The sequence below is a fragment of the Lacipirellula sp. genome (assembly GCF_965279485.1).
In the GTDB taxonomy this organism is placed as follows: Bacteria; Planctomycetota; Planctomycetia; order Pirellulales; family Lacipirellulaceae; genus Lacipirellula.
Map to the genome: position 1 here is coordinate 3487245 of NZ_CBDIIC010000002.1, position 17585 is coordinate 3504829.

Annotated in this window: 17 protein-coding genes and 1 tRNA gene; 5 read left to right on the top strand and 13 right to left on the bottom strand. The window is 62.3% G+C overall.

What is annotated here, in order from left to right:
• Positions 1–233: 233 nt before the first annotated feature.
• Both ACQY7R_RS21545 and ACQY7R_RS21550 read right to left on the bottom strand, forming a co-directional pair.
• On the bottom strand, positions 234–1643 hold the full coding sequence (locus ACQY7R_RS21545) for a class II fumarate hydratase (protein ID WP_428307614.1): 1410 nt from the start codon (positions 1641–1643) through the stop codon (positions 234–236).
• A 128-nt stretch (positions 1644–1771) separates the two neighbouring features.
• Positions 1772–2239, bottom strand: coding sequence for a cupin domain-containing protein (locus ACQY7R_RS21550; protein ID WP_428307615.1), 468 nt, complete (start codon positions 2237–2239; stop codon positions 1772–1774).
• A 148-nt stretch (positions 2240–2387) separates the two neighbouring features.
• Between ACQY7R_RS21550 and ACQY7R_RS21555 the strand changes: the two genes are divergently transcribed.
• The 3 genes from ACQY7R_RS21555 to ACQY7R_RS21565 all read left to right on the top strand — a co-directional run bounded on the left by ACQY7R_RS21555 (position 2388) and on the right by ACQY7R_RS21565 (position 5124).
• Positions 2388–4094, top strand: coding sequence for a tetratricopeptide repeat protein (locus ACQY7R_RS21555; RefSeq protein WP_428307616.1), 1707 nt, complete (start codon positions 2388–2390; stop codon positions 4092–4094).
• A gap of 208 nt (positions 4095–4302) precedes the next feature.
• A tRNA-Leu gene (locus ACQY7R_RS21560) sits at positions 4303–4386 on the top strand.
• 228 nt (positions 4387–4614) lie between these two features.
• Positions 4615–5124 carry a ferritin gene (locus ACQY7R_RS21565; RefSeq protein WP_428307617.1) on the top strand — a complete coding sequence of 170 codons (510 nt, stop codon included), beginning with the start codon at positions 4615–4617 and terminating at the stop codon, positions 5122–5124.
• 137 nt (positions 5125–5261) lie between these two features.
• On the opposite strand, the gene ACQY7R_RS21570 is transcribed toward ACQY7R_RS21565, so the two are convergent.
• From ACQY7R_RS21570 to ACQY7R_RS21605, 8 genes are all read right to left on the bottom strand, one after another.
• Entirely contained in the window at positions 5262–5489 is a 228-nt protein-coding gene (locus ACQY7R_RS21570) for a hypothetical protein (RefSeq protein WP_428307618.1), read from the bottom strand.
• Positions 5461–6291 carry a hypothetical protein gene (locus ACQY7R_RS21575; protein ID WP_428307619.1) on the bottom strand — a complete coding sequence of 277 codons (831 nt, stop codon included), beginning with the start codon at positions 6289–6291 and terminating at the stop codon, positions 5461–5463. Before ACQY7R_RS21575 ends, ACQY7R_RS21570 begins: the two co-directional genes overlap by 29 nt.
• 645 nt (positions 6292–6936) lie before the next feature.
• Positions 6937–7149 (bottom strand): FmdB family zinc ribbon protein, encoded by a 213-nt coding sequence (locus ACQY7R_RS21580; protein WP_428307620.1) that lies wholly within the window; start codon positions 7147–7149, stop codon positions 6937–6939.
• Positions 7150–7213: 64 nt separating this feature from the next.
• Positions 7214–8008, bottom strand: a complete 795-nt coding sequence (locus ACQY7R_RS21585; RefSeq protein ID WP_428307621.1) for a hypothetical protein — start codon at positions 8006–8008, stop codon at positions 7214–7216.
• Between the two features lie 39 nt (positions 8009–8047).
• The gene (gene floA / locus ACQY7R_RS21590) at positions 8048–9073 is read right to left on the bottom strand and encodes a flotillin-like protein FloA (protein ID WP_428307622.1); all 1026 of its coding nucleotides are present in this window, start codon (positions 9071–9073) and stop codon (positions 8048–8050) included.
• Positions 9074–9193: 120 nt separating this feature from the next.
• Positions 9194–9775, bottom strand: coding sequence for an NfeD family protein (locus ACQY7R_RS21595; protein ID WP_428307623.1), 582 nt, complete (start codon positions 9773–9775; stop codon positions 9194–9196).
• Between the two features lie 189 nt (positions 9776–9964).
• Complete coding sequence (locus ACQY7R_RS21600) at positions 9965–12289, bottom strand: hypothetical protein (RefSeq protein WP_428307624.1); 2325 nt, start codon at positions 12287–12289, stop codon at positions 9965–9967.
• A gap of 296 nt (positions 12290–12585) precedes the next feature.
• On the bottom strand, positions 12586–13011 hold the full coding sequence (locus ACQY7R_RS21605; RefSeq protein ID WP_428307625.1) for an RrF2 family transcriptional regulator: 426 nt from the start codon (positions 13009–13011) through the stop codon (positions 12586–12588).
• A gap of 371 nt (positions 13012–13382) precedes the next feature.
• Between ACQY7R_RS21605 and ACQY7R_RS21610 the strand changes: the two genes are divergently transcribed.
• Positions 13383–13796, top strand: coding sequence for a hypothetical protein (locus ACQY7R_RS21610; RefSeq protein ID WP_428307626.1), 414 nt, complete (start codon positions 13383–13385; stop codon positions 13794–13796).
• 122 nt (positions 13797–13918) lie between these two features.
• Here the strand turns inward: ACQY7R_RS21610 and ACQY7R_RS21615 are convergent, their stop codons facing one another.
• The 3 genes from ACQY7R_RS21615 to accD form a co-directional block, all read right to left on the bottom strand.
• Complete coding sequence (locus ACQY7R_RS21615; RefSeq protein WP_428307627.1) at positions 13919–14155, bottom strand: small basic protein; 237 nt, start codon at positions 14153–14155, stop codon at positions 13919–13921.
• A 271-nt stretch (positions 14156–14426) separates the two neighbouring features.
• Positions 14427–15302 (bottom strand): serine/threonine protein kinase, encoded by an 876-nt coding sequence (locus ACQY7R_RS21620; RefSeq protein WP_428307628.1) that lies wholly within the window; start codon positions 15300–15302, stop codon positions 14427–14429.
• A 192-nt stretch (positions 15303–15494) separates the two neighbouring features.
• The gene (gene accD / locus ACQY7R_RS21625) at positions 15495–16382 is read right to left on the bottom strand and encodes an acetyl-CoA carboxylase, carboxyltransferase subunit beta (RefSeq protein WP_428307629.1); all 888 of its coding nucleotides are present in this window, start codon (positions 16380–16382) and stop codon (positions 15495–15497) included.
• Positions 16383–16689: 307 nt separating this feature from the next.
• On the opposite strand from accD, the gene ACQY7R_RS21630 reads away from it, so the two are divergent.
• The gene (locus tag ACQY7R_RS21630; RefSeq protein ID WP_428303583.1) at positions 16690–17568 is read left to right on the top strand and encodes a transposase; all 879 of its coding nucleotides are present in this window, start codon (positions 16690–16692) and stop codon (positions 17566–17568) included.
• Positions 17569–17585: the final 17 nt, after the last annotated feature.

Sequence of the window (17585 nt, forward strand, 5' to 3'; positions counted from 1 at the left end):
AGTTCGATAAGCCCATGCGAACTCGGCGCGCTATGCGCCGAGTTCGCGTTGAGTCTGTATCGGTCGCTGCGGAAAGTTGGCGTGACCGGAATTTCGGGAAAAACCGGAAGGGGCTGCGCAGCTTCGCTGGATTGCCACGCAAGCTAGCAGCCGCCGGTCAACGACCGGCCGGAGCGGCGCTCGAATGGGGAATGCTGAATGTGGAATGGGGAGATCGCCGTAGAACGCCCGCCTCAGCCCGGCCGCGTCATGCTGTCGGGGTCGAGCAGGCGATCGAGTTCCGCTGGTTCGATGAGCTTTTGCTCACTCACCAACTGGCGGATCGTCTTGTTCTCTTTGAACGCCTGCTTCGCGAGCTTCGCGCAGTTCTCGTAGCCGAGCACCGGTGCCAGGCTCGTGACCATCATCAGCGATTCGTCGATTAGCGACTTGCAGCGGTCAGCATTCACTTGCAGGCCGGCCAGCAGCTTGTCGGTGAAGACGTTGGCGACGTTGGCGAGCAGCTTTACCGATTCCATGAAGGCGTCAATCATCACCGGCATTGCGACGTTCAGTTCGAATAGCGAACCGATACCGCCGAGCGCCGAGGTGGTGACGACTGCGTCGTTGCCGATGACGCGGCAGCAAACCATCATCATCGACTCGGCGATGACCGGGTTCACCTTGCCGGGCATGATCGAGCTGCCGGGCTGCGTTTCGGGGAGCAGGAGTTCGAATAGACCGCAGCGGGGGCCGCTGCCGAGCCAGCGGATATCGTTGGCGATCTTCGTCATCGAGACGGCAATTGTCTTCAGTTCGGCGTGAGCGGCGACGAACGAATCCTTGGCGCCTTGGGCCTCGCAGTGATCTTCCGCTTCCTGGAAGTTGACGCCAAGTTGCTTCGTGAGTGCGGCGCAGACGCGCTTGGCGAACTCCGGATGCGTGTTGATGCCGGTGCCGACGGCGGTGCCGCCGATCGGCATATTTTCTTCGAGGCGAGCGAGCGCACGCCCTGCACGGACGACGGCATAATGAGCCTGGGCGGCGTAGCCGGCGAAAACCTGGCCGACGCGAATCGGCGTCGCGTCCATCAAGTGCGTGCGGCCGATCTTCACGATGTCGTCCCACTCCTTGCCCTTCGCTTCGAGCTCATTGGCGAAGCGGGTGAGCGCGGGGATCAACTTCTCTTTGATCTGCACGGCGCCGGCGATGTGCATCGCGGCGGGGAATGTGTCGTTCGACGACTGCCCCATGTTGACATGATCGTTCGGGTGAACGGCGCCCTTCTCGTTCTTGGCGCCGAGGCCGATGCCACGATGTTCGTTCGCGAGGTTAGCGATCACCTCGTTGGCGTTCATGTTCGTCGAGGTGCCGGAACCGGTCTGGTAGATGTCGACCGGGAACTGCTTGTCGTGCTTTCCCGCGGCGACTTCGAGCGAGGCGGCGACGATCGACTCGGTGATCTTCGCGTCGAGCTTGCCGAGTTCTTGGTTCGCTTGCGCACAGGCGGCTTTGAGGTATCCGAACGCGTGGATCACCGTGGCGGGAACTGGTTCGAGCGCGACGGGGAAGTTGTCGACGGCCCGCGCGGTCGAGGCGCCGTAGAGGGCGTCGGCGGGGACTTGCATTTCGCCCATGGTGTCGCGTTCGGTGCGGAAAGACATGAGAGGCTCCGGGAAGGATTTATGATTTGGTGTTTTTAAATTTTGTGAGCCGGGTCGTCTCGACCCCGGCGCGATTGGCTTCCGGCCGGGGGCGGGGACGCCCCGGCTCGCTTTGATGCTGTGCAATGCTAGGGCCAGTTGTCGACCATCACGGTGTCGGCGTGCTCGTAGGCGGGGGCGCAGCAGCAGAGGAAGCGTAGCGGCTCCTTGCTGATGTTGGTGATCTGGTGTCGCAGACCCGGCGGGATCGCGACGGCGTCGCCGGGGCTGACTTCGCGGACTTCGTCTTCGATCTGCATGCGCCCGCGGCCTTCGAGAATGTAATAAATCTCTTCGGCCTGTGGATGGTAATGGGGCGCCGTCGCTTCGCCGGACGGAATGCGGGCTTCGGCGAGGCTCTGGTTGCGAATGACCGAGTTGCGGTGGGCCAGCAGTTCGCGTATTTCAGAGCCGTCCTTGGTGGTAAACGGCGGGGCGTCGGCGAGGTTGATCACGTCCATGCGCGTATTGTGCCGCGCGTGGGTGGCGGCGCGGAAGGGGTCGGGAGCCTTTTGCCACTGGGGAGACGGCTTCGCATGGAAGACCTCCAGTGGCAAAGGCTCCCGCCCCCCTGCTCTGCCACTTCAAGACTTCGCGTGGTCAGGCGGGCTGGAAACCGTAATAATGGGGGCGTCCCTTCAAAATTCCCGCTGGCGGCAGCGGATCGCTCGTCGCCGGCGCTGACTCCCCGCCCTGAGGTTTCCTATGAAACGTTGCCCGTGGCTGCTGGCCATGTCGCTTGTCGTGTCGCTCGTCGTTAGCGCTCCTACTGTCCGAGCCGAAGGGAACGGGCAGGAGGATTTCGACGAAGCGATGCGGGTGAAGGTCACCGCCGAGGATATGGGCGACCTGAACAAAGTGGTCGAACTGCTTGAGTCGGCGATTCAGAAGGGGCTCGACGTCGACAACAACGACTTCGCCGAGGAGATGCTGGTCGAGACGCTGATGCAGCGGGCGGCCCAGCTGTCGGCGGTCATTCAGTCGGCGCCCGGGCGTCGTTTGGGCGACGCTGATCTGCAAAAGGTCGTGAACCAAGCGACAACCGACCTGCAGCGGGCGATTGAGTACGACTCGGCGCCGCCGCAGGCGAAGGTATTGCTTGCCCAACTGCTGACGCTGCCGGGGGGCGACCCGAAGGAGGCGCTCAAGCTGCTGAACGAGGTGTTCGAAGACAAGCGGATTGATGCGATGCCGCCGAAGATGCAGGCGGAATCGCTCATCATGCGGGCGAAGCTGCTGGGCGAGACCGATCCGGATAAAGCTCAGGCCGATTTCGCCGCCGCCATCGAACTCGACGGCAAGAATCCGGAGTACCTGCTCGCGCGGGCCGATTTCTACAGCCGGCAGAAGAAGTACGACGAGGCCGTGGCGGACATCGACGCGGTGATCGAACTCCATCCCGAAGTGGCCGGCTCGTATCTTGTGAAAGCGACGATTCTGCGCGAGCAGGCGAAGCTTGACGAAGCGATCGCCGCGCTCGACAAAGCGGCGGAAATTGCTCCGAGTTCCCCGGGGATCTACCAGCAGCGGGGCGAGATCTACCGCATGCAAGGCGACTTCCCCAAGGCGATCGAGCAGTTCACGAAAGTGATCGACATGCACCCGGGCTTAATGTTGCCGTTGATTCACCGCTCGGAGGCGTATCTCAACGACAAGCAGTACGACAAGGCGCTGGCGGACATCGAAACCGTCATGAAAGAAAACCCCGAATTGCCGGTCGCCCATGGGCTGAAGGCGCAGACGCTCGCGAGCCTGGAGCGCTTTCCTGAAGCGATTGAGGAACTGAAGAAGCTGACGGAAGATGAAGAGGCGCAGCCTGAGTTCCAATTGCAACTCGCCCTCTATTACCTGTTTGCTAACCAGCCGCGCGAGGCGATCGCGGCGTATAGCGAGTTGCTGGAACAAGATGGCGACAACTTTCCGGCACTCCGCGGTCGTGCGGACGCTTACCTGAACATCGGCGAACATGCGAAAGCAGTCGCGGACTTCAAGAAGGCGCTCGAAGTCGAGCCGAAGGAATCGGGCCTGCTAAACAACTACGCCTGGGTGTTGGCCACATCGCCGGATGATAATGTTCGCGACGGCAAGCTTGCCGTCGAGCTCGCGACGAAGGCGTGCGAAGTGACTGACAATAAAGAGTCGCACATTCTTAGCACGCTCGCTGCGGCGTACGCCGAGACGGGCGACTTCGACAAAGCGACGGAGTGGTCGAAGAAGGCGATCGAGACGTTCGAGACTCAACGCGAAGCTGCGGTGAAGGCGGGCAACCAGGAGAAGGTCGACGAGCTATCGAAGGAACTGGCGGCCGAACTGGCGACGTTCGAGGCAAAGAAGCCCTGGCGAGAACGGCAGACCGGGGACGAAAAAAAGCCGACGTCCGACGAGAAGCCAGCCGAGGCCGAGAAAAAGTAACCCCCGCCAGCCGCCCATAAAGCCGCCGCCGTCGGCGGCGAGCATTCACGAACCCGCCCTAACGCGCGGGAAACGAGGATTTGAGACGCTCCGGCGGGTCGTTGACCCGCGGCTCCCGGGCGTAGCGGGTTGACGTTCGCGGGGGGCGAGGTAGACTACCGAATCTGGTTGCGTGCGGCGGGAAACCGCTAGGGCGGCCAGACTCCAAGGGCTCGTGGCGGAATTGGCAGACGCGCAAGGTTGAGGGCCTTGTGCCCGCAAGGGCGTGCTGGTTCGACTCCAGTCGGGCCCACTTGGCGAGGAACGCAAAGCCAATGCGTTCCCACAAATTTGCCGCGGTGCTCGAATTCGTTCGAGTTGGCCGCCGGCTTATTGAGATTGAGGCTCGCTGTCAGCAGACCGCGAGCCTCTTTTTTTGCGCTCATGCGGCGGTCGCCAAACGTCCGACAACGACTTACAATCCCTTAACGCCGTCTGTTTTTCAGTCGCTCAGATCACGCCAACCGCGGAGAACTCAGCCATGCTCAATGCCGTGGTGCAAGACGCCATCAACGACCAGATCAACTACGAACTCTTCTCGTCGTACCAGTACCTCTCGATGGCGGCGTGGTGCGAGCACGAGCAATTCGTCGGCTGTGCGAGCTGGCTGCGGATCCAGAGCCAGGAAGAGTACGCCCATGCGATGCGGCTGTACGATTTCCTGCTGGCCCGCAACGCGCCGATCAAGCTGAAGGCGATCGCAGCGCCGGAGCAGAAGTTCGCTTCGGTGGCGAGCGTCTTCGAGAAGGCTCTCGAGCAAGAGCAGAAGGTGACCGAGCAAATCGACCGGCTGTACGAGCTGGCGTTCAACGAGAAGGCATTTGCCGCGCTCGTGGAGCTCGAGTGGTTCATCACCGAGCAGGTCGAGGAAGAAAAGACCTCGCGCGAGGTGGTCCACAAGTTCAAGATGGTGAAGGATGATCCTTCGGCCCTCTTGGATCTCGATCGCGAACTCGGCGGCCGGGCGACGGCGAGCGACGCGACCGCATAGCGCGAGCATAGTTGCATTGCGCGAGGCGTGGTTGCGCTTCTAGCCCCGGGCTCCGCCCGGGGGTGGCACAACGCGCGGCGTCGCCATCCGGAATGGAAGGCGACCCCCGGGCGGAGCCCGGGGCTAGAGGCTGTGCGTTACGTCCAAAGAGATGCAGCGGCGTTCGCCGGCGCGGGCACGCTCATGCTGAGTGGGCCCTTCTGCGTGCCGAAGCCGTAAGTGTTGATTTCGAGCAGGAAGAAGAGCGACGCGAGCATCAACGCGACCAGCGAGATGAGCAGCAAGGCCGTGTAGATGTTCCAGGCCGACTTCTTCGTCAGGACGGTCGGGGCGGGGCTATCCGACTCGAAGTTTGGTTGCGACATCGTCGTTCTCTTGGATCTGACCTTGCTGGAACTTGCGAATGACTTGGCCTACGGCGCGATCGGGATCGGCCTTGAGGATCTCGGCGCGACCTAGGTAACGATCGCCGCGGAAGAGCTCGACAGTCTGGCCGGGACGAACGCCGTCGTCGGCGCCAATGGTGATTTCAATAAGCTGTCCGCTGGCGTTGCGTTGGATCTTGCTAACCTTGCCGCGGACGCGGGGAATGTACTCCCCTTCAGTGTTCACGCCTGCTTCTTTGGCTTTGGCAGTGACGTCGGCCAGTTGAGCGACGACCTGAGCGCTTCGCTCCTCGAGTTGCTGAAGCTGCCCGCCGACCGAGTGGAGCTCCGAGGTTGCCTTGAGCGTCGTGTGGAACTGCTCGTCGCGATCTTGTTGGGCGACCCGCACGTCGTCTCGCAGGCCCGTGACTTCCTCCATCAAGCGTTCATTGTTGACCTCCGTCGATTTGACGAGGGCGACGCTCTGAGCCTGATCTTGGCGAAGTTGGTCGACTTCTTTCTGGATCGATTGGTTTTGGCTGACGATGACGTTGCGCTCCGTTTCGAGCTTGGCGACGTCTTGCAGAGCGGCGGTTTGCTCGCTCTTAAGCTGGCTAATCTGTGTCTGGTACTTGGCCTCGAGATCGGCCTTTGCGTTCTGCTCCTGGGACAACTGCGTGTTGACCTTGTCGTAGGCCTCCTTCCAGTTGCGATGCGTCGCGTAAACGAACATCGCGATGACCATCAGCGCAACGCTGGCCAACAAGATGAGGACAGTGAAGATCTTTCCCAGCAGATTCATCGATGCACTTTCCAGTGAGGAACGCGACTGCCTTACGGCGGCGATTCCAACGCGCCTTCGACCGGTTCAATCCAAACCGCTCGAATAGCCTCCAGTGGCACGCAGAGCATCCGATGCCCCGTCACGCGACGGTTGTGTCCTAGCGACCTACTTCTCTTGGCAGCGACTAGTGCAAAGGGCGTTCCGCAGTCAGCCTTGAGGGCTGGCTGATCTTGCCACAAATCACTGCCAGGACAGGAGATATCCCCTGTAGTACCGCAGTATAATCAGGCCCCGAAAAGGGTGTCAAACTTTGCGGCCGCAGATGCCGGGCCGCAAGGCGAAGGGGCGACTGATCTTAGGGATTATACGGGTATCCGCTGCGGCGGTACGAAGATTTTTCTGGGCCGCCGCCGGCCGGAGGGGGATTCGTGGGGCGAGAACTACGCAACAGCCCTGCCCCGGAGTCTCTAGATTTGACGGCGGGGCGGCTTGATGGCTCGCCTGGATTCAGGCGGGGAGCGTGGCAAAATCGCCACAAGCCGGCTGCGGGCGTGGATCGACTGCAACAGTGGAATTCTAGCCCCGGGCTCCGCCCGGGGGTCGCGCACCACGCCGCTGAAGCGTCGCCCCGACTACAGGCCGACCCCCGGGCGGAGCCCGAGGTTAGTGGCAGCCGCAACCTGTGCCGCAGCCACCGCCGCCGCCCATGGGCCGAGGGCTCGCCGCTTCGCCGCCAAGGTGAGCCACTGCCGGGACGCTCAGCAGTTTTGACAATTTCACGCCGCCGCACGAGTCGCAGGTCGGCGTTTCGTTGCCGCGAACGAGGTGTTCTTGTTCCTTCTGGCAGTCGCGGCAGACGAATTCGTACAGGGGCATGGGTGGCTCGCTTTCATGGGCTGCGCCGGGAATCGCCGTCGGCACAGGAGACTTATCGAAACGTTTACCAACGTTCTTCAGGCCGGCGCAAGATTTCGTTGGCGATGATTACCTGCCGCATGCCGCCGGGGCGGGCGAGTAACTCGCGAAACTCGCGGGCCGCGGTCGCCGCGGCGCTTTTGGGGGCTGCGGTCGAGACCGGCGCCAGCGTGCCGACCCGGTGGTCGAACTTTTGCTGCAGTTGCGCCTGCATACGGTCGTCGGCTTGGGCGACCTCTTCACCCAGCCGCGAGGCATGCTGGCCGATGGAGGCGACGCCGCGCATTTGCTCGGTGACGTAGGCGTCGACCGCGGCGCCTGTGGGCAGATTTTTGCGACCGGTATCGGCGACTGATTCTGCGGCGCGGCTGGTGAGCGATCCGGGGGCATCGACCAAGCGGCGCGGCTGCACTTCCTCGAGCTTCGGCTCCTCCGACTTTTTCGGCGGGGCCTGTCGTTGTTGCTGCGGGCGCTTTTGGGCCGTAGCTGGCTTCGGCTTCTGTTCCCCCTGCGCGCGCCGGAGGAATTCTTCGACCTCGCGGCGGAGAGTTTCTTCCAACGTGACCGGCTTGGCCGCGGGAGCCGGATTGGGGCGGCTGCGGTCACCGGCTGGTTGATTGGGAGCGCCGGCGGGCCGACCCATGTCGAATGGATCAGGCTCGGGCTTCGGGCGAGGCGCCAATTGCTCGCGTTTCTTTTTCTCCTGCTGCATCGCGCCCACGAGATGAGCGACGCCGTAGATCACCACGAAGATGATCGGCATCACGACTCGCAGCAGATCGGCGAGGTCGGCGAGCAGGAGTGGCGGAGAGGCGAGCATGCCGATGAATTGCTTGAGGATGAAGCTGCTAACGTAATCCTACGCCCGATTGCTGGTCGTGCCGGCGATCGACTCCCGCATATCGGTATCGGCCTGGACGTTCTTCAGCTTGTAGTAGTCGAGAATGCCAAGCTTGCCGGTGCGGAAGGCCTCGGCCATCGCTTTCGGAATCGACGCTTCGGCTTCAACGAGCTTGGCGCGGTTTTGCTCGATGCTGGCGATGTACTCCTGCTCTTGCGAAACGGCCATCGCGCGGCGGCCTTCGGCCTGAGCGCGGGCGACGCGGGTGTCGGCCTCGGCCTGATCAGCCTGGAGGCGAGCGCCGATGTTGTCACCGACGTCGATGTCGGCGATGTCGATCGAGACAATCTCGAACGCCGTTTGCGAATCCAGCTTGCGAGCGAGCACCGCGCGGGAGATGCGGTCGGGGTTGGCGAGCACCTCGGCATGCGTCTCGGCCGAGCCGATCGCGCTGACGATGCCTTCGCCGACGCGGGCGACGATCGTTTCTTCGGTGGCGCCGCCGATGAGTTGGTCGAGGTTCGCACGCACAGTGACGCGGGCCTTCACCTTCAGTTGAATACCGTTCTTGGCCACCGCGTCGAGCGTGAGCCGCTTGCCGGTTTGCGGCGGGCAGTCGATGACGCGGGGATAGACGCTCGTTTGGACCGCTTCCAGGATGTTGCGGCCGGCCAGGTCGATGGCCGTGGCGCGACGGAACGACAGTTCGATGATCTTCGCCTTACGAGCGGCGATCATTGAGCGAATCACGAGCGGGACGTTGCCGCCGGCCATGTAGTGGGCTTCGAGCGCCTTGGTGGTGAGTTCTTCGTCGTCGTCGAGGCCGGCCTGCACCGCCATGATTTTCGTGCGGGTGATGACGGTGGGGTTCACCTTGCGAAACCACATCCGCATCAGGTCGAGCATGCCGACGCCGGCGCCGGTCATCACCGACTGCACCCATAGCCGGGCGAAGCGGGCGAAGATCGCGAAGGCGATCACGACGGCGATGAGCGCGATGAACCCGACCACCAGCAGCGGTGCGCCAGTTAGGAATGCAGGCATCGAGAATCGCTCCGTCGTTGGGGAGATGCAAAGAGAAAGTCGGCTTGGGCGTCAGTATAGCGGAATTCGGATGGAATTGGGGAGCCTGAGTCCCTCACACCCTCCAGGCGATTCTTCGCTTCAGGCCAGCGGATCTTCCAGCGAATCGAAGCCGAACTCCTCGATTGGGCGGGCGAGGACGTCGTCGGGCTCAAAGGCGGCGGCCTGGGCTTCTTCGGTTGCGGCGGGGCGGACCATCACGCGATTGGCGCGGACCTCGACGATGACCACCGGCTGACCCGGCTCGATGGCGATTCCTTGGCTAACGGCGTCGATCAGCCTGCCGTCGACGAGCACCGCTCCGCTGGGGAGCATCAGCGATTGAGCGACGCCGACGCGGCCGACGAGTGCGCGGCGCGAGTCGTCCGGTTTGGTGTCTTCTTCGCTCGGAAGATCGCCGAGGATGGCTCGCCCCATCGGCGTCTTCGGCCAAACTTTGAACGCGAGCCCAATCGCCAGCGGAATTGCCAGCACAGCGACTGCCATGAAGCTGAGGCCCGTGGTGAGGCTGCGATTGAACGCGACTACCGTGCTCGCCACGACGGCGACGAATGCGAGGAAACTAAGAATCCCACCGGAAGGGATAAACGTTTCGAGTGCCAGCAAGCCGCAGCCGACCACCAGCAGCACGACCGCCCAACCAATTGGATCGAGCAGATTCATAGGGCAGGCGTTTCTCTGGTGCTTCGCGCGGCGATTTTAGGACGCTGGACATTCTACCACGATGCGGCAAGCGGCGGCAAAGTGGTCGCAACGCCAGTGGTCCGTGGTCAGTTGCTGTCGATGGGCATCGCGTTCTGGCGACAGCAGCAACTGGCTACTGACAATGGACTAGGGAGAGCCGCCAATAGTTCACGTCGCCGCGCGGACGAGCACGCGATTGGCGTGGGCTTCGACGACGACGACGCGCGTGCCGCGATCAAGCGGGATGCCTTCGGCGATCACGTCGACCAACTGTCCGCCCACGAGCGCGCGGCCGCCGGGCCGAAGATCGGTCATCGCTTCGCCGACGACGCCGATCAGGTGAGAGTAGTCGGCAATCGCTTCGCGGTGAGAAAGCGTGATGCGCTCTTCCGGAGCCGGCGGTTCGAGCACCAGGCGATTGAAGATCGGAGCCTTCGGCAGGAACCGGCGCAGCACGACTGCCAATCCGATGACTCCGAGGCCTGCGCCGATGACGATTCCCATCGACTGCCGCATCTCGTCCATTTCGGCGCCGCTGGTCGGGAAGGTGAAGGTCTGGCTCGCCAAGATCAGCGAGAAGATCACCATCAATCCGCCGGCGAGTCCGAAGATCCCCATGCCGGGGACAACAAAGATTTCGAGCAGCAGCAACACGATGCCGCCGACGAACATCACGATCTCCAGCGAGGTGGCAGTCCCTTCGAGCGACTTGCTCCAGAAAAAGAGCAGGAAGGCGATCGCGGCGACGACCCCGCCGACGCCGACGCCGGGGGTCTTCATTTCGATGTACATGCCGACGAGGCCGAGCATCAGTAGGAAGGTTGCGAGCCCTGGCGACGCCAGCGCGTGGACGAGTTTCATCGCCCAGTTCGGCTCGACGTGTTGCACGTTGTCGAGGCCGTAGAGACGCTCAAGTTGCTCGAAGTTGTCGACCGTTTGAAACGCGATGCCAGCGTCGAGCGCATCCGTGCCGCGCAGCGAGAGCAACTCGTTGCCTGCGTGGAGCGATGGGCCTTGCGTCCAGTTGGCGCTGTCGCGCAGCTCGCCCGCTTCTTCGGCGCTCATCCACCGCGCGACGCCGGTGTTCTTATTGCGGTACTGGAAGAGCTCGACCTGCGGATCGATCATTGCGTCGAGCAGCGACCAACTGCGATTGGCTTTCGCGGCGAGCGAACTGCGGAGGCTGATCTCGGCGGAAGCGACGGCGGCGCGGAGGCCTTCCACGTCGATTTCGTTGCGAGGCTGGAAGCCCCGGCGACGCCGCGGATTCGGCGGGAGATTGCGATTGTTGTTATCCTGGCGTCCCGCCTCGGCGAGATCCGGGCCGATGCCGATCGTCGCGTCGGGCGCCATGACGAGTTGATCGCAAGCAAGCGCCACGATGGCGGCGCCTCCCTTCGCTTCGACGGGGACGTATGCCACGGTGCGGATGGCGTTGGCGTCGAGTTCCGCCAATTGGTTGGCGAAGGTGAGGCAAGCGTCGAGATCGCCGCCGACGCTGTCGATGCGGACGCCGATCCAATTCGCGCCGCTGTCGAGATGGGTCGTCAGCAGCGTCGACAACTGGCTAACGGCGGCGGGAGTGATTTCGCCGCGCACGGTAATCATCACCGGCTTCCAATCGGCGATCAGCGATTGGTCGACTTCGAGCGACTCGATTGGGATCGAGAGCGCCTTGGCGACGTCGGCCTTGTCGGCCGCGAGATACTTCACGAAACCGAATTGGCGTCCTTCGCGTCCGGTGAACTCGCCGATGGAGCCGGCGGAGATCAGCGTACGTTCAGAAATGATTTCGTTGTCGCCGCGGAAAGCTTCGACCTCTTCGCGCAACAAGAAGCGAACGCCTTCGTCGCTCTCGATCTGGATCACCTCGACGGCGGGGTCGGTCATACCAACTGCCAGCGCGACGGGGATCGTTCGTTTGGCGTCGGCGATTTCGCGGTAGGCTTCGACCACGGTGCGGCTAATTGCTTGATCGGCCGGTTCGTCTGCGGCAGCGTCGCCGATGCGGGCATCGGCGGGCATGATAATTTCTTCGCACGCGATCGCCGCGAGCAGTCCGTGGCCGCGGAGCGAATCGGGGAGCCAGGCGACGGTTTTCACGTCGGCCATCTCGCGGCTTTCGAGGAACCGTGCGAGCGAGAGGACGGTTTCGAACTGGCTGCCGGCGCCCGCCGATTCGCCTGGGGCGTCGAATCGCAGTACCAGAATCGGGCGGCGACCGTCGCCGCGCTGGCGGCTCTCGGCGACGAGCCGATCGCGTGCGCGGGTAATCATTTGCTTAAGAGGAGCTTCGCCGCCGCTGCCCAATGGCAGCTTCACCTCGATCATTGCCGCGAGGCCTTGTTGCGGCGCGTTCGCGCCGCCATTAGCTGCGGGGGCTGCTTCTTGCGACTGGCAGACGCCGCCAAGCAATGTTACGGCGATTAGCGCGAAGAGTGCGAGGCAGCGCCCGAAGGCGCGAGCGGCGATCAGTGCGTTCGACTTGTTCATGCGGCGCGTCTAGCGTTAAGTCGACCGTTAGCAACAGTTTACTGCGAGCAGCGCGAATTATACGCGATGCGGCAAAGTGCGGGAAGGAATCAGAGATTCCCCTGCTGGCACGGGCGATAGGAGAGATTCGTCGGCGCCGCGAAAAGCTTGCCGCGAAACAAATCACCGGAAAGAACGTCCTAGAAGCTGAATCTGAAAAGACAGCGGACGGAAGAAGAGATCGTCCCCAGAGGGAGCAGAATCGACCTGACCGTCGATTCTGCTCGCCCCTGCGTTGGACGAATCGAGCGAAGCGACTAGCGCTTCTTAGCGACGGCGCGCTTCACCGGAGCTGGCTTGACGCCCTTGCCCTTCGGAATCATGTCGGCCAGCGACTCGGAAGCGAACTTCGAGCGGAGCTGATCAACGGCGGTGTCCATCGACTTCTGAAGCGTGTTGGCGGTGGCCACCTTCTTGTTGGGCTGACGCTTCAGCGGCTCGACGGCGTCGATGACGTCGAGCAGCGAGATCTTGGCAGCCGGCTTCGCGAGGGTGACGCCGCCGCCGACGCCGCGACGCGAGTGGATCAATCCGCCGCGACGCATCGATTGCAGCACCTTCGCAAGGTAGGCGCTCGGGACCTTCGCCTTGGCGGCGATGTCTTTCGTCGTGGCGGAGCCTGACGAGTCGGCGGCGAGCTGCACCATCGCACGCAGAGCATATTCGACGGTTTGAGAGAACATACGCAATTCCTTCTGGCGGGGGCGCTTGGCAGCGCCGGTGTGTGTTGGAACGCCCTTCGCTAGCGTTCACATTTCTCGGTTTTAAGCACGCCGACGAATTAATGGAAGATGGTTTACGCATAATTGCGGAGAACGGCGATTAAAGGGTCCTAATCTTACCAAAATGGAAGGTTTAGGAGCGTGTGATGGGACTTGAAAGGGTATTTCCCCCTCTGTAACGAGGCTTCGCCGATTTCGCTTTCCATTGTGGCATGACGCGGGTTGACGTCGGCCTCAATAGTTTCCTTTCAAAGTTGCAATCTATGGTCGCTTTTTCTTCTACGAGACGCCGTGCCGCGCATGTCACCATCGGTGCGAATGCTTCCTCAACGATGTTGCTTGATCGCGGAAATGGCTTAAATCACGGCGAAAACGCCCCGTTGCGAGGTTCGCGGCGTTTGCCGAGCGGCGTTGAAATCGTGCGCGATGCAAGCGGACGAATCACTCGGGCGCGCATCGGCCGTTGGCGCGTGATCTCCGCGTCGGCGGATCGCGATATTGTCGAGGTGCATGAAGCATCATGCGGTCGCATCGCAATTCGGCTGGCGCGCTGCGCCAATCGACAAGATCGCGCGAGTTGCGAAGTGTGGCAACTCTACAATGAGCAGGGCCGACTCTTGGCGTCGTTGCAGCGATCGACCGACGGAGGGATGGCGGTCGTTTCCGACTACGAACTGCGGCAAGCATCTCGTCTGGTGCGGACTTCCACAGGAGAAATGGAGTGCGTGGAGTCGTGGAGTATTTAGTGGCTTCTTGGAATAGCGAGCAACGCGTCGCTCTGTCACAAAAAGACAAAGGCCAAGCTGTCTAGCTTGGCCTTTGTCTATGGTTGTTTGTCTGCGGTCGCCTGATGCAAGCGACGAACGGCTTACTTCTTGCCCTTGGCGCCCTTGGCGGGGGCTGCGGCGGCATCGCCTTCGGCCTTGGTCTTCTTTTTCTTCTTCAGCGAAAGCTTCTTCACGCGGACCTTCGGAATGCCGATGGGCGACATGCCTTCGCTCCAACGGTCGTTCTCCTTGAGGCGTTCCAGGCGCTCAGCACGGCTCAGGACGTTCCGGGTGCTCGTGGCGCCGCGACGGACTTTCAGGCTCTTGTCGATGGTCATGGGAAGCTCCCGCCCCGCGGGCGGATCGATCGTGAAAGGATATTGTCGAAGGGCGTTCGCACGGCGAATCGCCCGCATGGTTGGTCGAATTCGGCATTTTAGCGGGTCGGGGTAAACCCCGCAATGCATGCCGGCGTCGACAGAACGAAGGGAATTATCGGCCGAGCGAGGGGCCATTGACCAATTTGGCGGCTTTAACTTCCCGTCGACGTCCGCTGTGGGGCGTTTTCAGCCTTCTGACCACCAAATGAATGCATTCCGCACGGTCGGTCTAAGCCGTCTCGCTTTTGGCCGCACGAATGGCGTTGAGCAGCACCTTCATCGACTGGAAACGCTTCTCGGGCTCTGGCTCCAGGCATTTGTGGATCGCATCGCGGAGGATCGGATTGATCTTCGGGCAATGCTTTTCGAGCGGCACGGGCGCCGACTGGCCGTTCCCCATCGCGGCGAGGCCGTCGCCGCTCCCCCGCTGCCAGGGGAGTTCGAACGAGAACATTTCGTACATCGACACGCCAAACGCGAAAATGTCGAGTCGATGGTCGGTCGGCCGGCGGCGAACAACTTCCGGCGCCATGTAGTTTGGCGTGCCAGTACGAATGCCAGGCTGTTGGAATTCCTTTTTCGCCGGGACGGTAAGGCCGAAGTCGATCAGCTTCAGCGAGGTGGCGTCCTTCGTGCAGACGAAGTTCCGCGGGCAGACGTCGCGGTGGATGTAGCCGGCTTCATGAACGGTTTGCAGCGCCTCGCCGGCCTGCGTCATCAGCGCAACGCGATTGCCGTCGAGCAGTTTGCTGCGGCCGATGATCAGCGAGTTGAGCCCCGGGCCGTCGAGATACTCCATCACGACGTACTGCTCGCCCTTGTTCGTCATGCCGTGGCTGAGCGTGCGGACGATGCGGGGGTGGTTGAACAGCATCGCGATCTCGCCTTCGCTCGGCTTGTTGAGGCCGCGGAAGCGTTGCTCGAGCTGCTCGGTCTTGTCCTTGTCGAGCACCTTGAGGCCGACGATCTCCCCAGTGTTCCGATCGCGAACCGCCTGGAAGCTGCTCATCGTGCCGGAGACGGCTTCGCGGAGGACTTCGTAGCGACGCGTGACGTCGACCTTGCCCCCCTCCATCAGCGATTTGAAGAAGCCGCCGATACCCATAGGATGTCGCGATTCGGTGAAAGGAGTGGAGAATGCCGACGGAACGAAGCGTTGAAATCGTAGCCGCAAAATACGCCCATTTAGCGGCGGTCGTCAGGCCGCCTCCCGCCGAGAGCGGCGGGGCTAAATGGCTCCAGCGGCCATCATTCCAATTTAGATGGGGCACGCGATGCGGGCAAGAAAAGGCTGGGCTTAGCGCTTGCCGCAGTAGTCGATGACGCGGGCCAATTCGCTCTTCAAATCGTGTCGGCGGATGATGCGATCGATATAACCGTGCGCCAGCAGGAATTCGCTGGTTTGGAAGCCTTCCGGCAGTTCAATCCGGATCGTCGCTTTAATCGTCCGCGGGCCGGCGAAGCCGATGAGGGCCTTTGGCTCGGCGACGATGATGTCGCCCAGCGATGCGAAGCTCGCCGCGACGCCGCCCATCGTCGGGTTGGTGAGGACCGAGATAAACAGGCCCCCTGCCTGGTCGTACCGGGCGAGCGCGGCGGACACCTTGGCCATTTGCATGAGGGAGAAAATCCCCTCGTGCATGCGAGCGCCGCCGCCGGAGCCGCTGACGATGATCAGCGGCAATTGCTGTTCGGTGGCACGTTCGACGAGCCGGGTCAGCTTTTCGCCGACCACCGAGCCCATACTCCCCATGATGAACGCCGAATCGGTGACGCCGAACGCCACGCGGCGGGCGCGAATCATGCCGCTGCCAGTGACCACGGCGTCGCGGAGGCCGGTCCGCTGCTGCTCCGACTTGATGCGGTCGGGGTACGACTTCTTATCGTTGAAGCCGAGCGGATCGACCGATTGCAGGTCGCGGTCCCACTCTTCAAAGGTCCCCTCGTCCAGCACCGACGCGATGCGGCCCTGAGCGCTGAGGTACATGTGGTTGTCGCACTTCGGGCAGACGTTGAAGTTCTGCTCGACCGCCTTGCGAAACAGCATCTCCCCGCACGAGCCGCAGCTCATCCACAGGCCGCTGGGAACCCCGCGTTTTTCGCGCGGAGGTTTACCCTGCCCGCCGGGAGCTTCGGTTTCGCTGGACGACATGGCTTGGGTCGGGGAGGAAACGATGGTCGACATGTGGCGGCTGCTGGGGTGATTTCGCCGGTACGCAGTATATCAGCGTTGCCGGCGGGCAACCATGGCGGTCTGGGGAGACTGGCCGGGCGCCGCGTTGAAGACTCTAGCGCCTCGCGGAGCCACCGACTCAACAATCTTCTGGCTCCCTCCCCCTGGAGGGGAGGGCTGGGGAGGGGGGAAGAAGCCTGGTACCCGCTGCGATCACCCCTCCCCCTCAAGGAGGATTATGCAACTGCTAGCAGCGTCTTGAAAAGAAGGAGTCCGCGTTCCACCTTGTCGGTAGCAAACCCCTGACAAGGAGAGTTTTATGGAACGCGAACTCTGGCTGGCACTTTACCTATTAGCGCGCGGATTGGACAAGCGTTGGGGAAGTTGGAAGTACTCGACGGCGGAGATTGTGGCGGTTTACTTCTGGGCGGTGGTGCACGATCGGCCGACGAGTTGGGCGGCGTGTGCCGAGGAGTGGCCGGCTGATCTGCGGCTCGATCCACTGCCGCCGCAGAGCACGCTCAGTCGACGACTGAAGCAGGCGGACGCCGTGGAGTTGTTGACGGCGGTAGAGCAGCAACTGCTGATCTTAATTGGTTTAGGGCGGCAGTGGATCCACATCATCGACGGCAAGGCCTTGGCGGTCAGTCCGATCAGTCAGGACCGGGACGCCGCCTGGGGTCGCGGCGCGAAGGGGAAGCAGAAAGGTTACAAGCTGCACGCCGTGTGGAATGGAGGGCCGTTGTTTACGACGTGGTCGCTCGCTCCGATGAACGTGAGCGAGAAGACCGTCGCGCGTCAGTTGTTCGAATCACTGCCAGGCGGCGGTTATCTGCTGGGAGATACGCAGTACGACGCGAACGGGCTCTACGATGCGGCGGCGCAAGCCGGGTTTCAACTCGTCGCCAAGAAGACGCCCAGTCGCGGTCGCAACGGCCTCGGCCATCGTCGCCAAAGCCCGAGCCGCCTGCGATCGATCGAACTGTTGGCCACGCCGTTCGGCCGCGAGCTCTATCGCGAGCGTGGCGCCATCGAGCGACAGTTCGGCGTCTTGGCAAGCACCGGAGGAGTCTTAGCCCCGCTGCCAGCCTGGGTGCGACGCTTCCACCGAGTCCGACATTGGGTGCAAGCCAAATTCATTCTCAACGGCCTCCGGTGGATCAAAATCCGGCAACCGGAACTGCTGGCACTTGCATAATCCTCATCAAGGGGAGG